At 68.6% G+C, this 23,830-nt stretch carries 28 protein-coding genes; 16 read left to right on the top strand and 12 right to left on the bottom strand.

Annotated features, from left to right (window positions below; translation table 11 throughout):
* Window positions 1–140 precede the first annotated feature (140 nt).
* A complete protein-coding gene (locus ACGG9C_RS11400) occupies window positions 141–614 on the top strand; it encodes an Lrp/AsnC family transcriptional regulator (protein WP_194383183.1) in 474 nt (157 codons plus the stop codon).
* Between the two features lie 16 nt (window positions 615–630).
* Here ACGG9C_RS11400 and ACGG9C_RS11395 read toward each other — a convergent pair whose 3' ends face one another.
* The 4 genes from ACGG9C_RS11395 to glgA all read right to left on the bottom strand — a co-directional run bounded on the left by ACGG9C_RS11395 (window position 631) and on the right by glgA (window position 3,943).
* On the bottom strand, window positions 631–1,512 hold the full coding sequence (locus ACGG9C_RS11395) for an alpha/beta fold hydrolase (RefSeq protein WP_194383184.1): 882 nt from the start codon (window positions 1,510–1,512) through the stop codon (window positions 631–633).
* Window positions 1,513–1,588: 76 nt separating this feature from the next.
* The gene (locus ACGG9C_RS11390; RefSeq protein ID WP_071043561.1) at window positions 1,589–1,840 is read right to left on the bottom strand and encodes a type B 50S ribosomal protein L31; all 252 of its coding nucleotides are present in this window, start codon (window positions 1,838–1,840) and stop codon (window positions 1,589–1,591) included.
* Window positions 1,841–1,953: 113 nt separating this feature from the next.
* Window positions 1,954–2,739 (bottom strand): ABC transporter ATP-binding protein, encoded by a 786-nt coding sequence (locus tag ACGG9C_RS11385; protein WP_071043562.1) that lies wholly within the window; start codon window positions 2,737–2,739, stop codon window positions 1,954–1,956.
* A 10-nt stretch (window positions 2,740–2,749) separates the two neighbouring features.
* On the bottom strand, window positions 2,750–3,943 hold the full coding sequence (gene glgA, locus ACGG9C_RS11380; RefSeq protein WP_390178669.1) for a glycogen synthase: 1,194 nt from the start codon (window positions 3,941–3,943) through the stop codon (window positions 2,750–2,752).
* 98 nt (window positions 3,944–4,041) lie between these two features.
* Here glgA and ACGG9C_RS11375 point away from each other — a divergent pair, with 98 nt between their 5' ends.
* From ACGG9C_RS11375 to ACGG9C_RS11365, 3 genes are read left to right on the top strand one after another with little or no spacing between them, the layout of a single operon-like run.
* Window positions 4,042–5,286, top strand: coding sequence for a glucose-1-phosphate adenylyltransferase (locus tag ACGG9C_RS11375; protein WP_071043564.1), 1,245 nt, complete (start codon window positions 4,042–4,044; stop codon window positions 5,284–5,286).
* Between the two features lie 19 nt (window positions 5,287–5,305).
* Window positions 5,306–5,944 (top strand): phosphoserine phosphatase SerB, encoded by a 639-nt coding sequence (gene serB, locus ACGG9C_RS11370; RefSeq protein WP_390178668.1) that lies wholly within the window; start codon window positions 5,306–5,308, stop codon window positions 5,942–5,944.
* Between the two features lie 44 nt (window positions 5,945–5,988).
* Window positions 5,989–6,744 carry an alpha/beta fold hydrolase gene (locus ACGG9C_RS11365; protein ID WP_390178667.1) on the top strand — a complete coding sequence of 252 codons (756 nt, stop codon included), beginning with the start codon at window positions 5,989–5,991 and terminating at the stop codon, window positions 6,742–6,744.
* On the opposite strand, the gene fabG is transcribed toward ACGG9C_RS11365, so the two are convergent.
* On the bottom strand, window positions 6,738–7,448 hold the full coding sequence (fabG, locus tag ACGG9C_RS11360; protein WP_390178666.1) for a 3-oxoacyl-ACP reductase FabG: 711 nt from the start codon (window positions 7,446–7,448) through the stop codon (window positions 6,738–6,740). The genes ACGG9C_RS11365 and fabG overlap by 7 nt on opposite strands.
* A 113-nt stretch (window positions 7,449–7,561) precedes the next feature.
* Between fabG and ACGG9C_RS11355 the strand changes: the two genes are divergently transcribed.
* Genes ACGG9C_RS11355 through ACGG9C_RS11340 form a run of 4 tightly spaced genes read left to right on the top strand, consistent with a single transcriptional unit; the run spans window position 7,562 to window position 9,396 of the window.
* Window positions 7,562–7,933, top strand: coding sequence for a DUF4190 domain-containing protein (locus ACGG9C_RS11355; RefSeq protein WP_390178665.1), 372 nt, complete (start codon window positions 7,562–7,564; stop codon window positions 7,931–7,933).
* A gap of 44 nt (window positions 7,934–7,977) precedes the next feature.
* Window positions 7,978–8,358, top strand: coding sequence for a DUF3099 domain-containing protein (locus ACGG9C_RS11350; RefSeq protein WP_390178664.1), 381 nt, complete (start codon window positions 7,978–7,980; stop codon window positions 8,356–8,358).
* Window positions 8,351–8,548, top strand: coding sequence for a hypothetical protein (locus ACGG9C_RS11345; protein WP_390178663.1), 198 nt, complete (start codon window positions 8,351–8,353; stop codon window positions 8,546–8,548). Before ACGG9C_RS11350 ends, ACGG9C_RS11345 begins: the two co-directional genes overlap by 8 nt.
* Window positions 8,545–9,396, top strand: coding sequence for an SURF1 family protein (locus ACGG9C_RS11340; RefSeq protein WP_390178662.1), 852 nt, complete (start codon window positions 8,545–8,547; stop codon window positions 9,394–9,396). Before ACGG9C_RS11345 ends, ACGG9C_RS11340 begins: the two co-directional genes overlap by 4 nt.
* Here the strand turns inward: ACGG9C_RS11340 and ACGG9C_RS11335 are convergent, their stop codons facing one another.
* The gene (locus tag ACGG9C_RS11335) at window positions 9,397–10,995 is read right to left on the bottom strand and encodes an ABC-F family ATP-binding cassette domain-containing protein (RefSeq protein ID WP_071043571.1); all 1,599 of its coding nucleotides are present in this window, start codon (window positions 10,993–10,995) and stop codon (window positions 9,397–9,399) included. It abuts the gene before it with no gap.
* A gap of 112 nt (window positions 10,996–11,107) precedes the next feature.
* Between ACGG9C_RS11335 and ACGG9C_RS11330 the strand changes: the two genes are divergently transcribed.
* The 6 genes from ACGG9C_RS11330 to ACGG9C_RS11305 all read left to right on the top strand — a co-directional run bounded on the left by ACGG9C_RS11330 (window position 11,108) and on the right by ACGG9C_RS11305 (window position 16,690).
* Entirely contained in the window at window positions 11,108–11,743 is a 636-nt protein-coding gene (locus ACGG9C_RS11330; protein ID WP_390178661.1) for a biotin transporter BioY, read from the top strand.
* An 85-nt stretch (window positions 11,744–11,828) separates the two neighbouring features.
* Entirely contained in the window at window positions 11,829–12,869 is a 1,041-nt protein-coding gene (locus ACGG9C_RS11325) for an iron-siderophore ABC transporter substrate-binding protein (protein WP_390178660.1), read from the top strand.
* Window positions 12,866–13,921 (top strand): FecCD family ABC transporter permease, encoded by a 1,056-nt coding sequence (locus tag ACGG9C_RS11320; protein ID WP_390178659.1) that lies wholly within the window; start codon window positions 12,866–12,868, stop codon window positions 13,919–13,921. Before ACGG9C_RS11325 ends, ACGG9C_RS11320 begins: the two co-directional genes overlap by 4 nt.
* Window positions 13,918–14,970, top strand: coding sequence for an iron chelate uptake ABC transporter family permease subunit (locus ACGG9C_RS11315; protein WP_071043573.1), 1,053 nt, complete (start codon window positions 13,918–13,920; stop codon window positions 14,968–14,970). The genes ACGG9C_RS11320 and ACGG9C_RS11315 overlap by 4 nt, the downstream gene beginning before the upstream one ends.
* The gene (locus ACGG9C_RS11310) at window positions 14,967–15,791 is read left to right on the top strand and encodes an ABC transporter ATP-binding protein (RefSeq protein ID WP_390178658.1); all 825 of its coding nucleotides are present in this window, start codon (window positions 14,967–14,969) and stop codon (window positions 15,789–15,791) included. Before ACGG9C_RS11315 ends, ACGG9C_RS11310 begins: the two co-directional genes overlap by 4 nt.
* Window positions 15,788–16,690 (top strand): siderophore-interacting protein, encoded by a 903-nt coding sequence (locus ACGG9C_RS11305; protein WP_071043575.1) that lies wholly within the window; start codon window positions 15,788–15,790, stop codon window positions 16,688–16,690. The genes ACGG9C_RS11310 and ACGG9C_RS11305 overlap by 4 nt, the downstream gene beginning before the upstream one ends.
* Window positions 16,691–16,748: 58 nt before the next feature.
* Here the strand turns inward: ACGG9C_RS11305 and ACGG9C_RS11300 are convergent, their stop codons facing one another.
* From ACGG9C_RS11300 to sufB, 5 genes are read right to left on the bottom strand one after another with little or no spacing between them, the layout of a single operon-like run.
* A complete protein-coding gene (locus tag ACGG9C_RS11300; protein WP_071043576.1) occupies window positions 16,749–17,078 on the bottom strand; it encodes a metal-sulfur cluster assembly factor in 330 nt (109 codons plus the stop codon).
* Between the two features lie 9 nt (window positions 17,079–17,087).
* The gene (gene sufC / locus ACGG9C_RS11295; protein WP_390178657.1) at window positions 17,088–17,870 is read right to left on the bottom strand and encodes a Fe-S cluster assembly ATPase SufC; all 783 of its coding nucleotides are present in this window, start codon (window positions 17,868–17,870) and stop codon (window positions 17,088–17,090) included.
* A gap of 14 nt (window positions 17,871–17,884) precedes the next feature.
* Window positions 17,885–18,214, bottom strand: a complete 330-nt coding sequence (locus ACGG9C_RS11290; protein ID WP_071043578.1) for a non-heme iron oxygenase ferredoxin subunit — start codon at window positions 18,212–18,214, stop codon at window positions 17,885–17,887.
* Window positions 18,211–19,407 carry a Fe-S cluster assembly protein SufD gene (gene sufD, locus ACGG9C_RS11285; protein ID WP_390178656.1) on the bottom strand — a complete coding sequence of 399 codons (1,197 nt, stop codon included), beginning with the start codon at window positions 19,405–19,407 and terminating at the stop codon, window positions 18,211–18,213. Before sufD ends, ACGG9C_RS11290 begins: the two co-directional genes overlap by 4 nt.
* On the bottom strand, window positions 19,408–20,826 hold the full coding sequence (gene sufB, locus ACGG9C_RS11280; RefSeq protein ID WP_194383199.1) for a Fe-S cluster assembly protein SufB: 1,419 nt from the start codon (window positions 20,824–20,826) through the stop codon (window positions 19,408–19,410).
* A 238-nt stretch (window positions 20,827–21,064) separates the two neighbouring features.
* Between sufB and ACGG9C_RS11275 the strand changes: the two genes are divergently transcribed.
* Both ACGG9C_RS11275 and ACGG9C_RS11270 read left to right on the top strand, forming a co-directional pair.
* Window positions 21,065–22,051 carry a heme A synthase gene (locus tag ACGG9C_RS11275; protein ID WP_083336389.1) on the top strand — a complete coding sequence of 329 codons (987 nt, stop codon included), beginning with the start codon at window positions 21,065–21,067 and terminating at the stop codon, window positions 22,049–22,051.
* Window positions 22,052–22,167: 116 nt separating this feature from the next.
* Window positions 22,168–22,578 carry a hypothetical protein gene (locus tag ACGG9C_RS11270; protein ID WP_071043581.1) on the top strand — a complete coding sequence of 137 codons (411 nt, stop codon included), beginning with the start codon at window positions 22,168–22,170 and terminating at the stop codon, window positions 22,576–22,578.
* Window positions 22,579–22,601: 23 nt separating this feature from the next.
* Here the strand turns inward: ACGG9C_RS11270 and ACGG9C_RS11265 are convergent, their stop codons facing one another.
* Window positions 22,602–23,531 (bottom strand): heme o synthase, encoded by a 930-nt coding sequence (locus ACGG9C_RS11265; RefSeq protein WP_071043754.1) that lies wholly within the window; start codon window positions 23,529–23,531, stop codon window positions 22,602–22,604.
* Window positions 23,532–23,830: the final 299 nt, after the last annotated feature.

Genomic DNA, 23,830 nt, shown 5'->3' with positions numbered 1-23,830 from the left:
GGCCGAATCCGCCGCGTCGGCCGGCATCCTCGCCGGTGCTGCCGACGATACGGCGGTATAACACCTAGCTCAAGCATGCGCCCGCACCATGAGCATGTTGCGTACATCCACCCCCGTCATGCGTGCTAATGTCTCGCACTATGACCACTCTGGACCGCACCGATCTGGAACTGCTCTCGGCCCTGTCCGCCGACCCCCGCGCGACGGTCGTCGCCCTCGCCGAACGACTCGGCCTCTCGCGCAACACGGTCCAGGCACGCATGGCCAGACTCGACCGTTCCGGTGTGTTCCTGTCCTACGAGCGCGCGATCTCGGCATCGGCCCTCGGCTTCCCGATCGAGGCGTTCATCAGTGTCATGGTGCGGCAGGCGGACCTGCCCCGCATCCGCGCGGAACTGGCCCGCGTTCCCGAGGTCGTTCAGGCGGACGGATTGAGCGGTCAGGTCGATCTGCTCGTACGCGTCGCATGTCGCGACACCCAGCACCTCTTCGACACGGATGGCCGCATCCTGGCCATCGACGGTGTGGAGCGCACCGAGACCTCTCTCATCATGGGAGAGGTCATCGGGTACCGCGTGGCGCCCTTGATCGATCTCGCCACCCGCGAAGCCTGAGCCGCGCGGAAGACGCTCACGCGGCGAGGAAAGCCTCGATGGCCGCCGCCGCCGCCTGGGGCGTCTCGTAGTGGATGAGATGCCCGACGTCGGGAATCTCCACGAGCGTCGACTCCGCGAACGTGGCCGCGAGCAGGCGCTCGGCCTCGATCGGGGTGATGTCATCCCTGTCAGCGGCGATCAGGAGCGTCGGCACCGTGATGCGCGGGGCGAATTCCCGCACGTCGTGCGAGACGGAGGCGACGAATGCGTCATGGAGCACGTCGCGGTCGGCGAATCGGGAGAAGTAGGTGTCGTGCTGGTCGTGCACGAACCGACGCACCTCCGCATCCTTCGTCTTGGCCATCGACACGCTCATCACCCGCACGATGACGCCGTTGCGGAGCAGCGCCTCCCCGAGCGGTCGAGGAAGGGCCGCACCGGCCCGGTAGTACAGCACGGCAAGGCGGGTGAGGATGCCGCGGGGCCCCTCGAGCGCGGGCGCGCCGATCGGGTTCACCAGGACGAGCCGCGGGGTCGCCAGCCCGTCTGCCACCGCGGAGGCGGCGATGATCGAGCCGAAGGAGTGCCCCAGGACGACCGCGCCGGGTGCGACCGCCGCTGCGAAGGCGATCAACCACCGCGTGTAGGTGTCGATGTCATGCGTGAGGCCCGGGATCGAAGGTGTCTCTCCGAAGCCCGGCAGATCCGGCATGACGAAGCGCACTCCCGGCAGGAACGCCACGACCGGTTCGAGACCGTGGTGCTCGCCCCGGAATCCGTGGACGGCGAGGATGGTCGTCGTGGCATCGCTGTCGCCGTACTCCCACCAGACGGTGGGCGACCCCAGCACCTCGGTCTCGTGTCGCTGCACCGGGATCGCCGCGAGACGCGCGGCGTAGGGGTGCGGAGCGGACACCCGCCGAGTCTACGCGGGACGCCGTGCGCACAACGACGACAGCCCCGCCGAAGCGGGGCTGTCGTGAACGGGCTGCTTACTTGGAGCCGAAGTTCTTGAAGCGCTGGTTGAACTTCTCGACGCGGCCGGCCGAGTCCATGATGCGCTGCTTGCCCGTGTAGAACGGGTGCGAGGACGACGAGATCTCGACGTCGATCACCGGGTACTCGACGCCGTCGAGCTCCATGGTCTTGTCGCTGGTCACCGTCGAACGGGTGAGGAAGGTCTCGCCCGAGCCGAGGTCGCGGAAAACGACCGCCTGGTAGTCGGGGTGGATGTCAGTCTTCATGGCGTTCCTTGAGGGGTCGGGCCCCTTCGGTTCTGAGGGACCGGTGAAAGTCGAGGCGCAACGGCACCAGCGCACGAGTCTACCAGGGATCGCCTCGGCGCCGGGAATCGAGGTCAGTGCGCCGCGCGGGCGGCGTAGCGGCCGTCGTGTTCGGTGAGGTCGATCGGGACCCCGAACGCCTCGGTGAGAGCCGCGGAGGTGAGGGTGTCGGCGAGGGGCCCGGCACCGACGACACGGCCGTCGCGCAACAGCAGCACGTGTGTGAAGCCCACGGGGATCTCCTCCACGTGATGCGTCACCATGATCATGGCCGGCGTCGTCGGCGCCTGTGCGTAGCCGCCGAGAAGGGAGAGCAGCTCTTCCCGTGCGCCGAGGTCCAGGCTCGCGGTCGGCTCGTCCAGGAGCAGCAGCTCCGGGTCGGTCATCACGGCCCGGGCGATCGACACGCGCTTGCGCTCGCCGTCGGAGAGCGTGCCGAAGGTGCGGTCGGCGAGTTCGTCGAGCTTCCACTCGGCGAGCACCCGCAGCGCACGGCGCTCGTCGATGTCCTCGTAGTCCTCGCGCCAGCGCCCGAGCACGCTGAAGGCCGCGGTGAGCACCACGTTCAGCACCGTCTCCTCCGGCGGCACGCGACGAGCCAGCGCGGAGGAGGCGAATCCGATGCGCGGCCGCAGTTCGAACACGTCGCTGCGCCCCAGCCGCTCACCGAGGATCGTGACGGTGCCCGACGTCGGGTGCATCATGGTGTCCGCCATCTGCAGCAGCGTGGTCTTGCCGGCGCCGTTGGGGCCGAGGATCACCCAGCGCTCGTCGTCGTTCACCGACCAATCGAGGTGATCGATGATGTCCCTGGCGTTGCGGCGGACGACGACGTCGGAGTATTCGAGCACCTGCGGCATGCATCCCAGCCTATCGGCCGGCGGCGGCCACTTCGCGGTACAGGGCGGCGGTCTGTTCGGCGATGGCGCCCCAGCTGAAATGCTCGGCGGCTCGACGGCGTCCCGCATCGCCGTACGCGCGGGCACGTGCGGGATCGGCCACCACCTCGGTGAGCACGCGAGCGAGATCCGCGACGAACGCGTCGGGGTCGACCGGCGTTCCCGTGCCGTCCTGCACCTGCTCGATCGGCACCAGACGGCCCGTGACGCCGTCGACGACGACCTCGGGGATGCCGCCGGTCGCCGTGCCGACGACGGCCGCTCCGCATGCCATGGCCTCGAGGTTGACGATGCCGAGCGGCTCGTAGACCGACGGGCACACGAAGGTCGTGGCAGCGGCGAGAATCGTGCAGAGCTCGTCGCGTGGCAGGAGCCGATCGATCCAGACGACCCCCTCCCTGGTCTCCTGCAGGCCGCGCACGAGTCCCTCGACCTCCTGGAGGATCTGGGGCGTGTCGGGAGCGCCGGCGCAGAGGACCACCTGCACGTCGGCGGGCAGCGACTCGACGGCGCGAAGGAGATAGGGCAGCCCCTTCTGGCGTGTGATGCGACCGACGAACACCACTGACGGACGGTCCGGATCGATGCCTGCCGTGCTCAGGAACGCGTCGTCGCGCACGGGTCGCCACTGGGCGACGTCGATTCCGTTGTGAATGACCCGCACCTTGTCGGGATCGAGCGCCGGGTAGCTGCGAAGGATGTCCCGACGCATGCCGTCGCTCACGGCGACGATCGCCGCCGCCGCCTCGTAGGCGGTCTTCTCGATGAAGCTCGACACCGCGTAGCCGCCGCCCAGCTGCTCCGCCTTCCAAGGGCGCAGCGGCTCGAGGCTGTGCGCGGTGACGATGTGCGGGATGCCGTGCAGCAGCGACGCGAGATGACCGGCGAAATTCGCGTACCAGGTGTGGCTGTGGACCACATCCGCTCCCCCGATGTCGCCGACGATCTCGAGGTCGATGCCCAGCGTCTGCAGGGCGCCGTTCGCACCGGCGAGTTCGGCAGGCACGCGATACGAGGTCGTGTCCTTCTCGTCACGGTCCGCGCCGAAGGCACGCACCTGCACCTCGATCGATCCGCGCAGCGCCGCGACGAGCTCGGTGACGTGCACCCCCGCCCCGCCGTAGATCTCGGGCGGGTACTCCTTGCTGACGATGTCCACGCGCATGGGTCGAACGCTAGTGCATGCGGGTGAGCCGTTACACCCCTGTCCGAATCACACGCCACCCCTGGTCCGCACGCTCGCGCGCACCCTAGGGTGGAGCCATGCCACGGACGCCGAAGGTCTTCGGAATCATCCTCGCCGGCGGCGAGGGCAAGCGACTCATGCCGCTGACGGCGGACCGGGCCAAGCCCGCGGTGCCGTTCGGCGGTCAGTACCGACTCATCGACTTCGCGATCTCCAACCTGCTCAACTCCGGCCTGCGCCAGATCGTCGTGCTCACGCAGTACAAGTCGCACAGCCTGGACCGTCACATCTCGCAGACGTGGCGCATGTCGGCGCTCCTCGGCTCCTACGTCACGAGCGTTCCGGCGCAGCAGCGACTCGGCAAGCGGTGGTTCTCGGGGTCGGCGGATGCCATCCTGCAGAGCCTGAATCTCATCAACGACGAGAAGCCCGACATCGTCGTCGTCATCGGCGCCGACCACGTCTACCGCATGGACTTCCAGCAGATGCTGGCTGCGCACATCGAGTCGGGGGCGCGCGCCACCGTGGCGGGCATCCGTCAGCCGATCGAGCTCGCGAACCAGTTCGGCGTCATCGACGTCGAACCCGATGATCCGTCACGGATCCGGGAGTTCCTGGAGAAGCCCCACGATCCGATCGGCCTCGCCGATTCGCCCCACGAGGTGCTGGCGTCCATGGGGAACTACATCTTCGACACCGACGCCCTCATCGAGGCGGTCGAGGCCGACGGTGAGATCCCCACCTCGAATCACGACATGGGCGGCGACATCGTCCCCTACTTCGTCGGTCGCGGCGAAGCGGGCGTCTACGACATGAAGCGCAACGACGTGCCCGGATCGACGGATCGCGACCGCTACTACTGGCGCGACGTCGGAACCATCGACTCCTTCTTCGATGCGCACCGCGACCTGATCTCGACGCTGCCGATCTTCAACCTCTACAACACCGAGTGGCCGATCCACTCGCAGACGGTCAACTCGCCGCCGGCGAAGTTCGTGCGCGACTCCGTCGGACGCATCGGCAACGCGATCGACTCGATCGTCTCGCTCGGCTCCGTTCTGTCGGGAACGCACATCGAGCGGAGCGTCGTGGGGCCATGGACGCTCGCGGGCGGAGGGTCCACGATCACGGACGCGGTGCTGTTCGATCACGTGCGCGTGGGACAGGGGGCGCGGATCCACCGGGCGATCCTCGACAAGAACGTCGTGCTCGCCGACGGGGCGACCATCGGCGTCGATCGCGATCGCGACCTGGCCCGTGGCTTCACGGTGACCGATTCCGGCATCACGATCGTCGGCAAGGGCGTGCACGTCGAGGCCTGAGCGCAAGTAGCGTGTGAGGGTGCCTGACTCCCCCGCGTTCCTCGTCGTGCTCGACGCCGATTCGACCCTCATCCGGAACGAGGTGATCGAGTTGCTCGCCGACGAAGCCGGCCGCGGCGCCGAAGTCGCCGCGGCGACCGAGGCAGCGATGCGCGGCGAGGTTGATTTCGCCGCTTCCCTCCGCTCCCGCGTCGAGGCCCTCGCGGGGGTTTCGGTGTCGGCCTTCGAGCGGGTCATCGCCCGCATCGAGCCGACCCCGGGGGTGCGGGAGTTCCTCATGGAGATCCATCGCCGCGGGGGCGTCGCCGCGGTGGTGTCCGGCGGGTTCCACGAGATCCTCGACACGGTGGCCCCATCGCTGGGCGTCGATCGGTGGCGTGCGAACCGCTTGGACCAGCGCGACGGAGCACTCACCGGCCGCGTCTCCGGGCCGATCGTCGATGCTCGGGCGAAGGCCGACGCCGTGCGCGAGTGGGCCGATCAGGAGCACATCCCGCTTCGGCAGACGATCGCGATCGGTGACGGGGCGAACGACCTCGAGATGATGCGCGTGGCAGGACTCGGCGTCGCCTTCAACGCCAAGCCGACCGTGCGCGCTCACGCGGATCTGGTCGTGGGCCCGATCGATCTGCGGGAAGCGATCTCGCTCCTGCCCTGACACAGCTCCCGCCTGTGTCGGCCCCTGACGCTACCGTGAGGCTCATGGACATCCTTCTCGTTCCCGGCCTCTGGCTCGATGCCTCCTCGTGGTCCGATGTCACCGCGCCACTCGTCGCGAACGGTCACCGTGTGCATCCGCTGACGATGCCGGGCACCGGCGCCCCGGCATCCGAGAGCGACGAGATCGGAATCGACGACTGGGTCGGAGCGGTCGTCCGCGAGATCGACGATGCGACGCATCCCGTGGTGCTGATCGGACACAGCGGGGGCGGAAACCTCGTCTACGCGGCTGCCGACCGGCGCCCGCACGCCGTGGCGCACGTGATCCTGCTCGACACCTTTCCGCCCGTTCCGGGAGCTGGCATCTCGGACTTCCCCGTCGTCGACGGTGTCGTGCCGTTCCCCGGGTGGGAGTTCTTCGACGAGGACGACGTCGCCGATCTCTCGCCGGAAGTGCGTGCCCGCGCGGGGGCCCGCACGAGCTCGGTTCCGCGGCACGTGCCCACGGACGCCCTCCGGCTGACGGACGAGCGGCGTCGCGGTGTGCCCGTCACCATCGTGACCGGGACCGTGCCGGCGAACGTGATCCGAGAGATCGCGGCGGACCCCGCCCCGTGGGCGGCGGAGCTGGCAGCCGTCGAGGATCTCCGCATCATCCAGCTCCACGACGACGGTGCGCCAGGAGGGCACTGGCCGCAGTTCTCAGCTCCGGAGCGAACGGCTCGAGCGCTCCTCGAAGCGGTGCGGGAGCCCCCCGGCGCCCCCGGCGAGGAGTCCGGGCACCCGGCGGGTCAGTGACCCATGCCGAGCCCGCCGTCGACCGGGATCACCGCGCCGGAGACGTAGGCGGCCGCGTCGGAGGCGAGCCACGCGACCACACCGGCGACCTCATCGGATGATCCGAAGCGACCGGCGGGAATGCTCTTCTTGTAGTCGGCCTGGGTCTGCTCCGGCAGTCCAGCGGTCATGTCGGTCTCGATGAAGCCCGGGGCCACGACATTCGCGGTGATCCCGCGCGCGCCGAGCTCGCGGGTGAGCGACCGAGCGAAGCCGACCAGCCCGCTCTTGGACGCGCTGTAGTTGATCTGACCGGCGGAGCCCAGCAGCCCGACCACGCTGGAGATCAGGATCACCCGACCCCAGCGCTTCTTGAGCATGCCCTTCGAGGCGCGCTTGACGACGCGGAACGATCCGCCGAGGTTCGTGGACACCACGTCGTCGAAGTCGTCCTCGCTCATCCGGAGGAGGAGGGTGTCGCGTGTGATGCCCGCGTTGGCCACCAGCACGTCGACGGGTCCGAGCGCGCTCTCGACCTCGGTGAAGGCAGCGTCGACGGCAGCGGCGTCCGTCACATCGGCCCGCACCGTGAGCGTGCCCTCCGGGCCTTCCCCGCTGCGCGCGGTCACCGCGACCCGGTAGCCCTCGGCGACGAACCGCTCGGCGATGGCGCGGCCGATGCCACGATTTCCCCCGGTGACGAGGACGACGTGCTCAGAGGACATAGCTGATGCTCCTTCATGCTGCGGGCGGCGATCCGCCTCAGCCTAGCGGGCACGCGATTGACACCCATCCGCCGGCACTGCCACGCTGGAAGCGCCCTCGAGAAAGGCCTCCGATGACACAGCCCGACCCCCACGGCGGACCCACGCCCGGCGCGTATCCGCCGCCGGCTCACGGTGCGACACCACCGCCCTACGGCGCGGGTGTACCTGCGGGCGCCCGGACAAACACTCTCGCGATCGTCTCCCTGATCGCCTCGATCAGTGCTTTCGTGATCCTGCCCTTCCTCGGTTCGCTCGCGGGCGTCATCACCGGGCACATGTCGCTGTCTCAGATCTCCCGCACCGGCGAACAGGGTCGCGGCATGGCCCTTGCCGGCCTGATCGTCGGCTACGTCGGCCTCGCTCTGGCCGTCATCGGGATCATCGCCGTCATGCTGTTCTTCGGCGTCTTCCTCACCGCAGTGTCGCAGTCGACCTACAGCTGAGCAGCGGGCTCCCGGGTGCCCAGCGGGCGTACCCTGGAGGGACCGTGAAGCACTCGCACCACACGCCGTCGGCGACGTCCCTCCCCCGCGCACCGCGCGAGGGTGCGGACTCCCGTGCGCGCACCTACCTCGTCACCATGGGGATCCGTGTGCTGTGCTTCGCGATGATGGTCTTCATCACCCCGTACGGATGGTGGACGTGGGCCTTCGCCGCTGCGGCGATCTTCCTCCCCTACATCGCCGTGGTGTTCGCGAACGTCGGGTCCGACGTTCGCGAGACCGGCGTCGAGAGCCCCGAGCGCGCGCTGCCGGCAGCGGCGGCCCAATCCGTTCCGGAGCATGACGACGAAGCCGCGGTGCAGGTACCGCCCCGGGTCATCCGCATCAAGGAGACACGTCGCGAAGGCGAGAACGGGCGTGGGTGACGCCCGCTGCTCTCGCGCGGGATGCCACGAGGCGGCGCTCTGGCGCATCGACTGGCGGAACCCGCGCATCCACGCGGCGGATCGTCGCAAGACGTGGGTCGCCTGCGATGCGCACCGTGCGTATCTGCGTGATTTCCTCGCCGCGCGCGAGTTTCCGGTTGACGTCTCCGAGCTCGAGGGCGCCTCATGAGTCGGCGCGCGGCGCCGACGGCCGTGCGGTGGTCGGGATACATCGCCGTCGCGGTCCTGTTCGCGATCGCCTGTGCGTTCCTGTCCCACTGGCAGTTCGAGCGGAACGAGTCGCGTGCCGCCGAACTCGAGCTCGTCGACCGCAACTACGACGCCGTGCCGGTGGTTCTGGAGGACCTCGTCCCGGAGGGGTCGACGCTCGACCCGGAAGACGAGTGGCACCCGGTCGTGATGACCGGCGAGTACCTCCCGGCGGATCAGCTTCTGGTGCGCAACCGTCCCCACGGCGGCACCGCCGCGTTCGAAGTGCTCGTTCCCTTCCGCCTCGAGGACGGGCGCATCCTGATCGTCGATCGCGGGTGGGTGCCTCCCGGCGAGAGCAGCCGCGAGCCGGACGCCGTCGCGGCCCCTCCGGAAGGCACTGTCCAGGTGACGGTGCGCCTGCGACCGGGCGAGCCCCTCACGTCGTCCGGAGAGTCCGTGGACGACGGGCAGATCCCGACCGTCAACCTGCCGCTCATCGCGGGGGTCGTCGCCGACGGAGAACGAGTAGAGCAGAGTGCCTACGGCGCGCTGGCGTCGGAAGAGCCCGCGCCGGCGACGACGCTCGGCGCACTCGACGATCCGTCAGCCGACCCCGGGCCGCACCTCTCGTACGCCATCCAGTGGATCCTCTTCGCGATCATGGGCTTCGTCTTCATCGGATACATGATCCGCACCGAGATCCGCGCGCGGCGCGACGATCACGAAGACGAGGAGCAGGCGGAGACGACCGGGCCCATCGCCCGGCGACGCCTCGACCACGATGCGGATGCCGAGGACGCGCTCGTGGACGCCCTCGGCCGGTGATCACGCCAGCGTGATCAGCTCGATGTAGTCGCGCCCCCAGATGTCCTCGACACCGTCGGGGAGGATGAGGACCCGCTCCGGGTTCAGCGCCTCCACGGCGCCCTCGTCGTGGGACACGAGCACGACCGCGCCCTCGTAGTGGGCGAGGGCTCCCAGGATCTCCTCGCGCGAAGCGGGGTCGAGGTTGTTGGTCGGCTCGTCGAGGAGCAGCATGTTCGCAGACGACACCACGAGGGTCGCCAGCGACAGCCGGGTCTTCTCTCCGCCCGAGAGCACACCCGCAGGCTTGAGCACGTCGTCACCGGTGAACAGGAACGACCCCAGCACCTTGCGCGCCTCGGTCGCGGTGATGTCGGGCGCCGCCGACATCATGTTCTCGAGCACCGAACGGTTCACGTCGAGGTTCTCGTGCTCCTGCGCGTAGTAACCGACCTTGAGACCGTGGCCCGGCTCGATGACACCCGTGTCGGCCCGGTCGACGCCGGCGAGGATGCGAAGGAGGGTCGTCTTGCCGGCGCCGTTCAGGCCCAGCACGACGACCTTCGAGCCGCGGTCGATCGCGAGGTCGACATCGGCGAAGATCTCCAGCGACCCGTACGACTTCGACAGGGCCTTGGCCATCAGCGGGGTCTTGCCGCACGGGGCGGGCTTGGGGAAGCGCAGCTTCGCGACGCGGTCTTCCTGGCGCACCTCGTCGAGACCGGAGAGCATCTTCTCGGCGCGTGCGACCATCTGGTGCGCGGCGGCCGCCTTGCTCGCCTTCGCACCGAAGCGTGCCGCCTGCAGCTGCAGCGCGGTCGCCTTCTTCTCGATGTTGGCCCGCTCCTTCTTGCGCCGTTCCTCGTCGGCGACCCGCTGTCGCAGGTAGTTCTTCCAGTTCATGTTGTACACATCGATGACCTGACGATTGGCATCGAGGTAGAACACGCGATTGACCGTCTCGCCCACGAGCTCCACGTCGTGGCTGATCACGATCAACCCGCCCTTGTAGGACTTCAGGAACTCGCGCAGCCACACCACGCTGTCCGCGTCGAGATGGTTGGTGGGTTCGTCGAGGATCATCGTCTGGGCGTCTGAGAAGAGGATGCGCGCCAGCTCGATGCGCCGGCGCTGCCCGCCCGACAGCGTCTTCAGCGGCTGGTCCAGGATGCGGTCCGGCAGGGAGAGATTGTGGGCGATCGAGGCCGCCTCGGCCTCCGCGGCATAGCCCCCCAGGGCCTCGAACCGCTCGGTCAGGTTGGCGTACTTCCGCATCGCCCGCTCCGCGACGGCAGGGTCGTCCGAACCCATGGCTTCGGAGGTCTCCCGCATGCCGATCGCGATCGTGCCCAGGCCGCGGGCGTCGAGGATCCGCGTGCGAGCCAGCATCTCCGGATCGCCGGACCGAGGGTCCTGCGGCAGGTAGCCCAGCTCGCCAGAGCGGTCGACGCGCCCGGCAGAAGGCAGCACGTCGCCGGCAAGCACCTTGGTGAGCGTGGTCTTTCCGGCGCCGTTGCGCCCGACGAGCCCGATCTTGTCGCCGTCGGAGACGCGGAAGGAGACCTCCGACATGAGCACGCGGGCGCCCACGCGGATCTCGAGGTCGTGCACGGCAAGCACAGCGATCGTCCGTTTCGTTGGTGACAGGGGACAAGGGAGGCCGGCGGCCAGCCTCCTAGTATAAGTCGGGAACGGCCCGCAGACCGCCGGGCACGACCTCCGAAGGAGCGCCATGACCCTCGCTGCCCCCTCCCCTGCCCGTCGACGCGTGCTGGCTGACGTCATCGCACGGCCCGAAGGACGCGCTCGTGCGCTCGCGACCGACGCCGCGCTCATCCTCGCCGGCGCCGCCGTCGTGGCCGTGCTCGCGCAGGTGTCCGTGCCGCTGTGGCCGGTCCCGATCACGGGTCAGACCCTCGCTGTGGTGGTCGTCGGCGCCGCCCTCGGCGCACGGCGGGGCGCGCTCGCCCTTCTCGCCTACCTGGTGATCGGGCTCGCCGGAGTCCCCGTCTTCGCGGACTTCACCGGAACGGTCGCGGCGATCGCCAAGCCCAGCTTCGGATTCATCCTCGGCTTCATCGGGGCGGCATTCGTCGCCGGCTGGTTCGCCGAGCGCGCGTGGGACCGCAAGCCCTGGCTCGCTTTCATCGGGTTCGTCGCCGCCAGCGCTGTCCCCTTCGTCGTCGGGATCCCCTACATGGCGCTCATCCTGAACGGTGTGATGGGACTGGAGCTGTCGCTGTGGCAGCTCCTCCAGGCGGGACTGTTCCCCTTCATCATCGGCGGTGCGGTGAAAGCGGCGATCGCCGCGGCGGTCATCCCGGGAGCCTGGGCTCTCGTGCGCCGGGTCGACACGTCCCGCGACTGATTCGCCTCCCCGCTGCGAGCTGAGGGGTTCGAGAGCACTCCGAATGTCGGGTAAAGTAAGCCTGCCCTAACACCTAGGAGGAATCTTGTTCCGCTCCCCCCGCACACGCATCGCGCTCGCGGCCATGGCCGCCACCGCACTCGGCATCGCCCTCACAGGCTGCGCAACAGGTGTCGAAGAGTCCGAGGATGCATCGTCGTCGACGACCGGCGACGCCTTCCCCGTGACGATCGAGCACGCTCTCGGCGAGACGGTCATCGAGACACAGCCGGAACGGGTCGCGGCGATCGCGTGGAGCAACCAGGACGTCCCCCTGGCCCTCGGAGTCGTTCCCGTGGGGATGGACTCTCAGGTGTGGGCGTGGACCGGCGACGCCGAGCTCGGCGTCTACGAGTGGACGCAGGATGCGATCGACGAGCTCGGCGGTGAGGAGCCCGTGATCTTCTCCTCATCCGACGGTGTGGACTTCGAAGCCATCGCCGACACCGCCCCCGATGTGATCCTGGCGGCCCAGTCGGGCCTGAGCGAGGAGGACTATGCCACGCTCAGCGAGATCGCCCCGGTGGTCGCGTATCCCGAGATCGCCTGGTTCACGCCGTGGCGAGACACCATCGCCCTGAACGCCGAAGCGCTGGGGATGGCCGAGGAAGGCGACGAGCTCGTCGCCGATCTCGAGCAGCAGATCGCCGACGCGACGGCGGAGGCCGACTTCGCCGGGAAGACGGCGGCGTTCTTCTACGCGAGTCCGGCCGACCTCTCCACCGTCTCGCTCTACACCGGCGGTGACTCGCGGACCGCCTTCCTCAACGACCTCGGCTTCGATCTGCCGCAGGTCGCGATCGACGCCGCGGCGGAGGGTTCCTTCTACCAGGACTTCAGCGCGGAGAACGCCGACCAGCTGGCCGACGTCGACGTCATCGTCAGCTACGGCGACGGCAGCCTCCTCGAGGCGATGCAGGCCGACCCCCTGTGGAGCACCCTGCCCGCCGTGCAGAACGGCGCCGTTGTGGAGGTCGGGAACGGAGACGCCCTGAGCGCCGCCGTCAGCCCGACCGCACTGTCGATCCCGTGGGTCCTCGACGAGTACGTCGCGATGCTCGAGGACGCCGCCTCGCAGGCTCAGTGACGCTCCTCGCCGCGAACACGCGCCGCGCGCCCGCCTCTCGTGCGGGCGCGCGGCCGCGTGTCGTTGCCCTCGTCATCGGACTCGCTCTCCTCGTCGTCACCGTGATCCTCTCGCTGGCATTCGGTTCCAGGCCGGTCACCGTCACCGAGGTCGTCGACGGTGTCACCACGTGGCTGCGCGGGCAGACACCCACCGACATCGGTGCACTCGCGGTGCAGAGCCGCATCCCCCGCACCGCGCTCGCCATGCTCGCTGGTGCGGCACTGGCCATCTCCGGCGCCCTCATGCAGGCGATCACCCGAAATCCGCTCGCGGACCCCGGCATCCTCGGCGTCAACACCGGCGCCGCGCTGGCCGTCGTCATCGGCATCGCCTTCTTCGGCCTGGCAGACACGTGGGGCTACCTCAGCCTCGCCCTCATCGGCGCCGGCCTCACCGCCGTCTTCGTGTACTTCGTCGGGTCGGTCGGCGCCGGCGGCACGACACCCATCAAGCTGGCGCTGGCCGGAGCTGCGGCCACCGCCGCCCTCACGTCGCTCGTGTCAGCGATCCTGCTGCCGCGTCAGAACGTGCTCGACGAGTTCCGCTACTGGCAGGTGGGCAATGTCGGACGAGCGGAATGGGAGACCATGGCGGTGGTCGCGCCCGTTCTCGTCTTCGGCGCCATCGTCGCCATCTTCTCCGCCTCGGCTCTGAACGCGCTCGCGATGGGCGACGACGTGGCGACGGGCCTCGGCGTGCACGTCGGGCGCATCCGCATCGTCGCCGCCATCGCGGGGGTCGCCCTCTGCGCCGCCGTCACCGCGGTCGCCGGCCCGATCGGCTTCGTCGGGCTCATGGTCCCGCACGTGGTGCGTCTCGTCTCCGGGCCGGACCAACGGTGGCTCCTCCCTCTCTCCGCGATCGGCGGCGCCATCCTCCTCGTCGCGGCAGACACGATCGGACGTGTCATCGGCTCTCCCGGCGAGGTCGAGGCGGGCATCATCACCGCATTCGTCGGGGCCCCCGTTCTCATCGTCATCGCTCGCCGCACCAGGATGCGGGCGCTGTGACCGCGACGGCAGAGATCATCGACGGAACCGCCGCCGCGGTCCGCGCCGGCCGCCGGGCACGGACGCGTCGCCGCACGGTCGCGGTCGCCGCACTGGTGATCCTTCTGATCGGCCTCAGCATCGCGATGCTCACACTGGGCAACACCGTCTACCCGCTCGGCGATGTGATCGCGGTCATGCTCGGCTACGACGTTCCCGGGGCATCCTTCACCGTGGGGACACTCCGAATACCCCGTACGCTCACCGGTGTCCTCGCGGGCATCGCGTTCGGCGTCGCCGGCGTGACCTTCCAGACCATGCTGCGCAATCCTCTCGCGAGTCCGGACGTCATCGGGATCACCTCCGGTGCCAGCGCTGCGGCGATCCTCTCACTCATCGTGCTGGGCTGGGGCAGCGGGGCCACCATGACGCTGGCGCTGCTCGCCGGCGTGGGAACGGCCGTCGTCATCTACATCGCTGCTCGTGGTGGCACGTCGACGGGCGGCCGCCTGATCCTCATCGGCATCGGCATCGGCGCGATGCTCGACGCCGTCGTGGCCTACCTCCTCGTCCGCGCCCAGGTCTACGACGTCGCCGTCGCTGCACGGTGGCTCGCGGGCAGCCTCAACGGTGCGCGGATCGAGGACGTGACGCCGCTGGCCGTCGCGGTGTTCGTCCTGGTGCCGGTCGTGCTGCTGCTCGGCAGGGATCTGCGCGCCCTGGAACTCGGTGACGCGTCGGCCGCCGCCCTTGGGGTGCGTGTCGACCGCACGCGGCTCCTTCTCGTCGTCTCGGCGGTCGCCCTGGCCTGTTTCGCCACCGCCACCACCGGGCCGATCGCCTTCGTGGCCTTCCTCGCCGGCCCGATCGCCACTCGGATCGTGGGCGCGGGCGCATCCGTGGTCGTCCCGGCGGCGCTCACCGGGTCGTGCCTCGTGCTCGCGTCCGACCTCCTGGGCCAGTTCGCCTTCGACACGAAGTTCCCCGTGGGCGTCATCACCGGCATCCTCGGAGCTCCCTACCTCCTGTACCTGCTCATCCGTACCAGCCGCCGCGGAGGCTCTTCATGACCCACGCACACCAGCTCCGCACGGAGAGCCTCGTCGCCGGCTACGCGGGCGCCGTCGTCGTCGATGACGTCGACCTGGACGTGCCCGCCGGCAGGATCAGTGTGATCGTCGGCGCGAACGCGTGCGGCAAGTCGACGCTGCTCAAGACGATGTCGAGGCTGCTCACGCCGGAGAGCGGGACGGTCATCCTCGACGGCCGTCGCATCGACCAGATCCCCACCAAGGAACTCGCCCGATCGCTCGGGCTGCTCCCGCAGCAGCCGATCGCCCCCGAGGGCATCGTGGTCTCGGAACTCGTCGGACGCGGGAGGCACCCGCACCAGAAGCTCTTCCGGTCCTGGACGACCGAGGACGACGTCGCCGTCGCGCACGCCCTCGACGCGACCGGCGTGAACGACCTCGCCGACCGCCCGATCGACGAACTGTCCGGCGGACAGCGTCAGCGCGTGTGGATCGCCATGGCTCTGGCTCAGGAGACGGGCGTGCTGCTGCTGGACGAGCCGACGACCTTCCTCGACGTCAGTCACCAGGTCGAGGTGCTCGACCTGCTCACCGACCTGAACCGCCGGCGGGGCACGACCATCGTCATGGTCCTGCACGACATCAATCTCGCGGCGCGGTACGCCGACCATCTGTTCGCCCTGAGACGCGGTCGACTCCTCGCGAGCGGTCCGCCCTCGGAGGTCATCACCCGGGAGCTCATTCGCGACGTCTTCGACCTGGACTCCCTCGTCATCGCCGACCCGGTCTCGGGGTCTCCGATGGTCCTGCCCCGTGGACGCCACCACATCCTCGACCCCCTGGACGGAGTGACACCATGACAGACAAGCCCTACCGGTTCTTCCGGGTGCGCCTGAGGGCCATCAGTGACCTGACCCCCAGCTTCCGACGCTTCACCTTCACCGGCGACGACCTCGACGATTACGGCGACCCGGGCTTCGATCAGCGGATCAAGCTCATCTTCCCCACCGTGACAGCACCGCTGGAGGCGATGCCGACCGGAGACGACTGGTACGCGCAGTGGCGGGAGCTCCCGTCGGACACCCGCCCCCACATCCGCACCTACACCACGCGGCGCGTGCGTCACGACCTGCGAGAGGTGGATGTCGACATGGTCGTGCACGACGTCACGGGCCCCGCTTCCCAATGGATCGACGACGCGCGGATCGGCGACGAGCTGCTGATCCTCGCTCCGTCCACGGCCGCGACCGGCGTGAGCTTCGGCATCGACTTCGTCCCGCCTGAGCGCACCGACGCCGTTCTGCTCGTTGGAGATGAGACCGCGGCCCCCGCCATCGCGGTCATCCTCGAACAGCTCCCGCCGGAAGCTCGCGGACACGTCGTCCTCGAGCTGCCCGAGCCGGCCGATGCGGCCTACATGCCGACCCATCCCGGGTTCGGGATGTCCATCGGCCACCGCACCGCCGACACGCGGCACGACTTCCTCACCACGACCGTGCCGCAGGTCGCCGAACGTCTCGCGCCCGGCGGGACGGGAGCCGACGTCGAAGAGATCGACATCGACACCCAGCTCCTCTGGGAGGTGCCGCGCACGGCCAAGGGCGGCGCCGCCTTGAAGAGCGCACCGCTCTACGCGTGGCTTGCCGGGGAAGCCGGCGGCATCAAGGCGCTCCGTCGTCACCTCGTCAGTGAGCGCGGCGTGGATCGCCGAGCGGTCGCCTTCATGGGCTACTGGCGCCTCGGCCGCGCCGAGATGTGAGAAAGGGCGCGACCGCGCAAGCGGTCGCGCCCTTCACCTCCGTCACGAGGAGCGCGCGTCAGATCGCGAAACCGAGGGCACGCATCATGTCGCGCCCATCGTCGGTGATCCGCTCCGGACCCCACGGCGGCATCCAGACCCAGTTGATCCGGAATCGATCCACCACGGCGTCGAGCGCCTGCGCGGTCTGCTCCTCGAGCACGTCCGTCAGCGGGCAGCCGGCGGACGTGAGTGTCATGTGGATCACGAGGGCGTCGTTGTCATCGTCCCACGCGAGGTCGTAGATGAGCCCCAGATCGACGACATTGATCCCGAGCTCCGGATCCATGACGTCTTTGAGCGCTTCGGAGACCTCGTCGTACTTCTCGGTCGTGAGCGTCACGGTCATGTAACGATTCTACGCGCCGGCGTCGACGGTCGGCTCAGCGACCTGCGGAACGAAGCGATCGTAGCCCTCGTCCTCCAGCCGGTCGGCAAGTTCCGGGCCGCCCTCCTCGACGATGCGGCCCTTGACCATCACGTGCACGTGATCGGGCCGGATGTAACGCAGGATGCGGGTGTAGTGGGTGATCAGGAGCACACCGAGGTCGGTCTGCTCCTTCGCCCGGTTGACACCCTCGGAGACGATCTTGAGGGCGTCGACGTCGAGCCCGGAGTCAGTCTCGTCAAGCACGGCGAGCTTCGGGCGGAGCAGCTCGAGCTGCAGGATCTCGTGGCGCTTCTTCTCGCCGCCGGAGAAGCCCTCGTTCACGTTGCGCTGCGCGAACGTCGGGTCCATCCGGAGATTCGTCATCGACTCGCGGACGTCCTTGGTCCACGAGCGGATCGCGGGGGCCTCGCCGTCGATGGCGGTCTTGGCGGTGCGGAGGAAGTTCGTCACGGTCACCCCGGGGATCTCCACGGGGTACTGCATCGCCAGGAAGAGCCCGGCGCGGGCGCGCTCGTCGACGGACATCTCGAGCACGTCCTCGCCGTCGAGCGTGATGGATCCGCCCGCCACGGTGTACTTGGGGTGTCCGGCGATCGTGTACGCGAGCGTCGACTTTCCCGACCCGTTCGGGCCCATGATGGCGTGCGTCTCGCCCGTTCGGATGGTCAGCGTGACGCCGTTCAGGATGGGGGTGGCCCCCTTCTCGGTCTCGACCGTCACGTGCAGGTCGCGGATCTCGAGGACAGTCATGATGTGTTCCTTCGTCAAGTCAGGTCTTTGGTCACGGCCGGATCGATCATCACGTCGTCGCCGTCGATCTCGACGACGTAGACGGGGACCGGTTCGAAGGCCGGAAGGTTCTGAGGTCTGCCGGTGATGAGCGAGAACGCCGAGCCGTGCGCCCAGCATTCGAGGGTGTCCCCCTCGACGAATCCTTCGGACAGCGAGATGTCGCCGTGGGTGCAGGTGTCGCCGATCGCGTGAACGACGCCCTCGGCATCCAGGACGACCGAGATCGGCACGCCGTCGAGCTCCACACGGTGCGCGGTATCCTGCTCGAGCTCGCTCAGCGAACAGGCTCGCTGTGCGCTCACGCGGCGCCGTCCTCGAGCTCGCGCTCGATTGCGGCCGTCAGTTCGTCCTGCAGCGCCGGGATGCCGATCCGCTGCACGATCTCGGACAGGAAGCCGATCACGACGAGCCGACGCGCCTCGTCCTCGGCGATGCCGCGAGCCTGGAGGTAGAACAGCTGCTCGTCGTCGAAGCGACCCGTCGCGCTGGCATGCCCGGCGCCCTGGATATCGCCCGTCTCGATCTCGAGGTTCGGGATCGAGTCGGCTCGTGCACCGTCGGTGAGCACGAGGTTCCGGTTCGCCTCGTACGAATCCGTTCCCACCGCATCGGGACCGATCAGCACATCGCCGATCCAGACGCTCCGGGCGGAAGCCCCCTGCAGAGCGCCCTTGTAGAGAACGTCGCCGACGGTGTGAGGGCCCTTGTGGTGCAGGTACACCTGGCTCTCGAGGTGCTGACCCGAGTCCGCGAAGGACAGCCCGTACAGGCGCGCCTCGGAGCCCGGACCGGCGAGTTCGACCGACGGGTTCACCCGCACGACGGAGCCGCCGAAGGTGACGACGACGTGCGTGAGCGTCGCGTCCTTGTCGACTCTCGCCTGATGCGATGCGGCGTGCACGGCGTCGTCGTCCCATCGCTGGACGGTCACGAGCTTCAGCGTGGCGCCGTCGCGGACGATCACCTCGACGTTCTGCGCGTAAGCCGCCGATCCGCTGTGGTCCAGGACGACCGTGGCGCGGGAGTTCGGAGCCGCCTCGATGACCAGATGCGCGTTGCCGTGACGCTCGGCGCCCGCGCCGCGGAGCGAGAGGACGAACGGTTCGTCGAACTCGCCGCCGTCGGGCACGCGCAGGTGCAGCGCGTTCGCGCCCCGCTTCCATGCGATCGCGCTGATGAGATCCTCGGGCCGGAAGACCTCGCCCCGCGGTCCGGCATCGTCAGCGGCCACGATGAGGTCGGCGATCGTTTCGCGGTCGTCGGAGACGGCCGGTTCTCCCTGCCCGTCGGTCTCCTCGTCGACGAACAGGGTCGCGAGGCGGTCGAGCGGCGCGTGGCGCCAGTTGACCTCGCGGCCGGTGGGACGCTCGAAGTCCGCGGGGTCGAACGACGTCGGTCGCTCTGAGCGAGTCTGAACCGGGACGAACGATCCTGCCCCGTCCGAATGCGGCACTGATCCGGGCACCGTCGCGGGTGCCTGAGTGGTGGTCGTCATCTAGCCGACGGATCCTTCCATGCCCATCTCGATGAGCTTGTTGAGTTCCATGGCGTACTCCATGGGCAGTTCGCGGGCGATGGGCTCGATGAAGCCGCGCACGATCATCGCCATGGCTTCGTCCTCCTCGAGACCTCGCGACTGCAGATAGAACAGCTGCTCCTCGCTGACCTTCGAGACCGTGGCCTCGTGGCCGAGCTGAACATCGTCGACCCGGATGTCGATCGCCGGATAGGTGTCCGAGCGCGAGATGGTATCGACCAGCAGGGCGTCGCATCGCACCGTGTTGGCGGAGTGATGCGCGTTCTCCGCCACGCGGACCTCGCCCCGATAGCCCGCTCGCCCGCCACCGCGCGCGATCGACTTCGACACGATCGAGGACTGCGTGTACGGCGCCATGTGGATCATCTTCGCCCCGGCATCCTGGTGCTGACCAGGACCGGCGAAGGCTACCGAGAGCGTCTCGCCCTTGGCGTGCTCGCCCATGAGGAAGATCGACGGATACTTCATCGTGACCTTGGAGCCGATGTTGCCGTCGACCCACTCCATCGTCGCGCCCTCGTGGGCGACGGCGCGCTTGGTCACCAGGTTGTAGACGTTGTTCGACCAGTTCTGGATCGTCGTGTATCGCACGCGGGCGTTCTTCTTCACGACGATCTCGACGACGGCCGAGTGCAGCGAGTCGCTCTTGTAGATCGGGGCGGTGCAGCCCTCGATGTAGTGGACGTAGGAGTCCTCGTCGGCGATGATCAGCGTGCGCTCGAACTGACCCATGTTCTCCGTGTTGATCCGGAAGTAGGCCTGCAGCGGGATGTCGACGTGCACGCCCTTCGGAACGTAGACGAACGACCCGCCGGACCACACCGACGTGTTCAGAGCGGCGAACTTGTTGTCACCCGCCGGAATCACCGTGCCGAAGTACTCCTCGAAGAACTCCGGGTGCTCGCGCAGCGCGGTGTCGGTGTCCATGAAGATGACACCCTGACGCTCGAGGTCCTCCTGGATCTGGTGGTAGACGACCTCGGACTCGTACTGGGCCGCGACGCCCGCGACGAGGCGCGCACGCTCCGCCTCCGGGATGCCGAGCTTCTCATAGGTGTTCTTGATGTCCTCGGGAAGGTCTTCCCACGACTGCGCCTGCTTCTCCGTGGAACGCACGAAGTACTTGATGTTCTCGAAGTCGATGTCGGAGAGGTCCGCGCCCCACGTCGGCATCGGCTTGCGTTCGAACAGCTGGTGACCCTTGAGGCGGGCCTTCAGCATCCATTCCGGCTCGTTCTTCAGGCGGGAGATGTCGCGCACGACGGCCTCCGAGAGGCCGCGCTTCGCGCTCGCGCCGGCGACGTCCGGGTCATGCCATCCGAACTCGTACACCCCCAGGCCATCGAGCTCGGGACGATCGATCAGCACATCCGACATGGCTCAACTCCTCTCTCTTGGGCCGCAACGGTGTCATCCGCCCCGGCATTCCCCGCCCTTCGGGAGTTTGGAAGGTGGATGCCGCTCGGTGGGCCCGATCACAGGCGCCTCGTTACCGCGCCTAGACTGTCAGTGATGCGAAACACGACAGCGTCGCATCCCGAACCACTCGATTCTACAGGGTTCACCGGCGGCCGCACCGAGAGCGGCCCGATGCCGTGCACCCGGAAGGCCGCGCATGCCCTCCTCCGTCTCCCCCGTCGAGAACGCCTCCGTCGAGTCCTCCGGTGGCATCCGTGGGCGGATCGTCGCGTTCCTCCCCGACCGTGTCGACCGGCGTGTCGTGGCCGCGGCCTGGGCGACTCTCGTCGTGCAGATCGGCATCGTGGCCACCGGCGGTCTCGTGAGACTGACGGGCTCCGGTCTCGGATGCCCCACATGGCCGCGCTGCACCGACGAATCGTTCGTGGCGACGCAGGAGATGGGCATCCACGGCGTCATCGAATTCGGGAACCGCCTGCTGACGTTCGTGCTGGTGGCGGTGGCGATCGTGACGTTCCTCTTCGTCGTGCGGATGCGTCGACGCCGTCGCGACCTCTTCTGGCTCGCCCTCGCCATCGGACTCTACGTGCCGCTGCAGGCGATCATCGGCGGCATCACCGTCCTGACGAACCTCAACCCCTACGTCGTCGGCCTGCACTACTTCGCGTCCGTGGTGCTCGTGGCCCTGTCGGCCGGCCTCGTGGTGCGGGTGTACGCCGTGCCGGGTCCGCGACGCGTCGCCGTACCCCGGACGTACCGCGCGCTTGTCGCCCTCACGGCCGTCGGCGTGCTGGTGACGGTCGCCGTCGGCATCCTCGTCACGGGTTCGGGGCCGCATGCCGGCGACGGCGGTGCGGCACGGAACGGTCTCGACCCGGAACTCATGCAGCATGTCCACTCCTGGCCGGCTTATGTGACGCTGGCGCTCTCACTGGCGATCTTCGCCCTCGCCTTCCGGATGCCGGCCCCCCTTCGGCTGCCGCTGTGGACAGGGCTGCTCCTTCTCACCGAGGCCGCGCAGATCGCCGTGGGCCTGTGGCAGGCACGCGCCGGCCTCCCGATCGTGCTGGTGAACATCCACATGGTGCTCGCGGTGGTCCTCGTCGCAGCCATGACCGCCGTCGTCCTGCACCAGTCGCTGCCGGCGACGCATCCGCGATCAGACCCGGCCGCGCGCTCATAGCGGACTCATCGGATTCACCCACCCGCAACCGAGGAACCGCATACCGCGCGCACGGACGCTCCCGGAATCGTGTCCTCGGTCGCGGCCGACCGGTCGCACGTGAGGAGCAGATGACAATGACCACCCGTCCCAGCCTCGTGCGCAGCATCCCGTTCTGGATCCTTCTCGCAGGCTCCCTCGGCACGGCCGGTTACGGCGCGAGCATGGTGACCGGAACGCTCGACTCGATGACCACGACCCTCCTGGACGGAACGGCGACCGGCGTCGACGTCTACGTCGGCCAATCGACGGCGATCATCGGTGCCGTGCTCGTCGGCGCAGGTGTCATCGGCGTGCTGCTGACCCTCGCCGTCGCGGCCGTGGCGACCCTGCGCCCGTATCCCGCACCGGAGATCGTCGAGGCTGTCGACCCGGCGGCCGACTCGGAGGAGAACGACCTGACGCCGGATGCGCCGCAGAGCGAACCCGAGATCACGCGCCCGGAAGCGGACGCGGAGACCGACCGCGAGACCGTCCGCGTCGGCTGACCGCACGCGCGGCCCGCTGCGACTCAGAAAGGCAGCAGCGGGTCGACGGCGATCGCGACGAACAGCAGGGTGAGGTACGTGATCGACGCGTGGAACACCCGCATCGGCTTCGGCTCCGTGCCGCGGACGGCTCGGTTGTAGAGAACGTGCGACTCGTAGACGAACCACCCGCCGAACACGAGGGCTGATGCGGTGTAGACGATGCCCATCGACGCGACCGGGATGAGCAGCAGGGAGCACACCACCGTGGCCCACGCGTAGAGGATCACCTGCAGCCCGACCTGCGAACCGTTCCGGGTCGCTCCGAGCATCGGCACGTCGACGTCGTCGTACTGGTCCTTGTACTTCATCGACAGCGGCCAGTAGTGCGGCGGTGTCCACAGGAAGACGAGCACGAAGAGGATGACCGGAGGCCACGCGAGCGAACCCGTCACGGCGGTCCAGCCGATGAGCACCGGGAAGCAGCCCGCGATCCCGCCCCACACGATGTTCTGCTCGGTGCGGCGCTTCAGGAGCATCGTGTAGATCACGACGTAGAAGAAGATCGCGCCCGCGGACAGCGCCGCCGCCAGAGCGTTCGTCGTGACGAACAGCCACGCGGTCGAGCCCACGGCCAGTGCCCATGCGAAAACGAGGGCCCCGCGCGGAGAGACCTCGCCGGTCACCAACGGGCGGTTGACGGTGCGCTGCATGTGCGCATCGATGTCGCGATCGAGGTACATGTTGAACGCCGCCGCCGAACCGGCGCTCATCGAGCCGCCGATGACCGTCGCGAACACGAGCCACAGATCGGGCAGACCGCCCTCGGCGAGGATCATCACCGGCACCGTCGTGACCAGCAGCAACTCGAGGACGCGGGGCTTCGTCAGGGCGACGTAAGCCAGGATCGTCCGGCGGATCGATCGGGTTCCCTCGGTTTGCCGGGTGCCGGTCTGAGCCGTCGTGGTGTGCATCTCCCCCGCCATCGCCGCCTGAACAATCACTTCAGTCTATGGCATGCCCGCGCGACCCCACGCCGTTCCGACGACGTGCGACCTCCGCCGCGAGCGCCGGCACGGATCACGGCCGTGTGACGGCCTGAGGGCGAATCGCTATGCTGAGAGGACACGCGCGCCGCACGCGCCGATCCCATCCCTCGCCACTGGCTGATTCGGGGATCCGCGCGCGTCAGCGCACCCTCGAGAAAGGCCCTCTGTGTCGGAACTGCGTTGGGAAGAGATCGATCGGCGCGCGGTGGACACCGTGCGCGTGC

Origin of the sequence: Microbacterium sp. MTN4-26, assembly GCF_042846595.1 — a bacterium.
GTDB lineage: Bacteria > Actinomycetota > Actinomycetes > Actinomycetales > Microbacteriaceae > Microbacterium > Microbacterium luteum.
Note: the sequence above shows the minus strand (reverse complement) of the source record. Positions and strands in the feature narration are given on the sequence as shown.

What these genes read in the sequence shown, in the direction of transcription:
- ACGG9C_RS11305 (WP_071043575.1), top strand. Translation starts at nt 15,788, where the DNA reads ATGACAGACAAGCCCTACCGGTTCTTCCGGGTGCGCCTGAGGGCCATC.
- ACGG9C_RS11310 (WP_390178658.1), top strand. Translation starts at nt 14,967, where the DNA reads ATGACCCACGCACACCAGCTCCGCACGGAGAGCCTCGTCGCCGGCTAC.
- glgA (WP_390178669.1), bottom strand. Translation starts at nt 3,943, where the DNA reads ATGCGCGTGGACATCGTCAGCAAGGAGTACCCGCCCGAGATCTACGGC.
- fabG (WP_390178666.1), bottom strand. Translation starts at nt 7,448, where the DNA reads ATGTCCTCTGAGCACGTCGTCCTCGTCACCGGGGGAAATCGTGGCATC.
- ACGG9C_RS11270 (WP_071043581.1), top strand. Translation starts at nt 22,168, where the DNA reads ATGACCACCCGTCCCAGCCTCGTGCGCAGCATCCCGTTCTGGATCCTT.
- ACGG9C_RS11355 (WP_390178665.1), top strand. Translation starts at nt 7,562, where the DNA reads ATGACACAGCCCGACCCCCACGGCGGACCCACGCCCGGCGCGTATCCG.
- ACGG9C_RS11365 (WP_390178667.1), top strand. Translation starts at nt 5,989, where the DNA reads ATGGACATCCTTCTCGTTCCCGGCCTCTGGCTCGATGCCTCCTCGTGG.
- ACGG9C_RS11330 (WP_390178661.1), top strand. Translation starts at nt 11,108, where the DNA reads ATGACCCTCGCTGCCCCCTCCCCTGCCCGTCGACGCGTGCTGGCTGAC.
- ACGG9C_RS11300 (WP_071043576.1), bottom strand. Translation starts at nt 17,078, where the DNA reads ATGACCGTGACGCTCACGACCGAGAAGTACGACGAGGTCTCCGAAGCG.
- ACGG9C_RS11400 (WP_194383183.1), top strand. Translation starts at nt 141, where the DNA reads ATGACCACTCTGGACCGCACCGATCTGGAACTGCTCTCGGCCCTGTCC.
- ACGG9C_RS11275 (WP_083336389.1), top strand. Translation starts at nt 21,065, where the DNA reads ATGCCCTCCTCCGTCTCCCCCGTCGAGAACGCCTCCGTCGAGTCCTCC.
- sufD (WP_390178656.1), bottom strand. Translation starts at nt 19,407, where the DNA reads ATGACGACCACCACTCAGGCACCCGCGACGGTGCCCGGATCAGTGCCG.
- sufB (WP_194383199.1), bottom strand. Translation starts at nt 20,826, where the DNA reads ATGTCGGATGTGCTGATCGATCGTCCCGAGCTCGATGGCCTGGGGGTG.
- ACGG9C_RS11265 (WP_071043754.1), bottom strand. Translation starts at nt 23,531, where the DNA reads ATGCACACCACGACGGCTCAGACCGGCACCCGGCAAACCGAGGGAACC.
- ACGG9C_RS11375 (WP_071043564.1), top strand. Translation starts at nt 4,042, where the DNA reads ATGCCACGGACGCCGAAGGTCTTCGGAATCATCCTCGCCGGCGGCGAG.
- ACGG9C_RS11390 (WP_071043561.1), bottom strand. Translation starts at nt 1,840, where the DNA reads ATGAAGACTGACATCCACCCCGACTACCAGGCGGTCGTTTTCCGCGAC.
- ACGG9C_RS11340 (WP_390178662.1), top strand. Translation starts at nt 8,545, where the DNA reads ATGAGTCGGCGCGCGGCGCCGACGGCCGTGCGGTGGTCGGGATACATC.
- ACGG9C_RS11385 (WP_071043562.1), bottom strand. Translation starts at nt 2,739, where the DNA reads ATGCCGCAGGTGCTCGAATACTCCGACGTCGTCGTCCGCCGCAACGCC.
- sufC (WP_390178657.1), bottom strand. Translation starts at nt 17,870, where the DNA reads ATGACTGTCCTCGAGATCCGCGACCTGCACGTGACGGTCGAGACCGAG.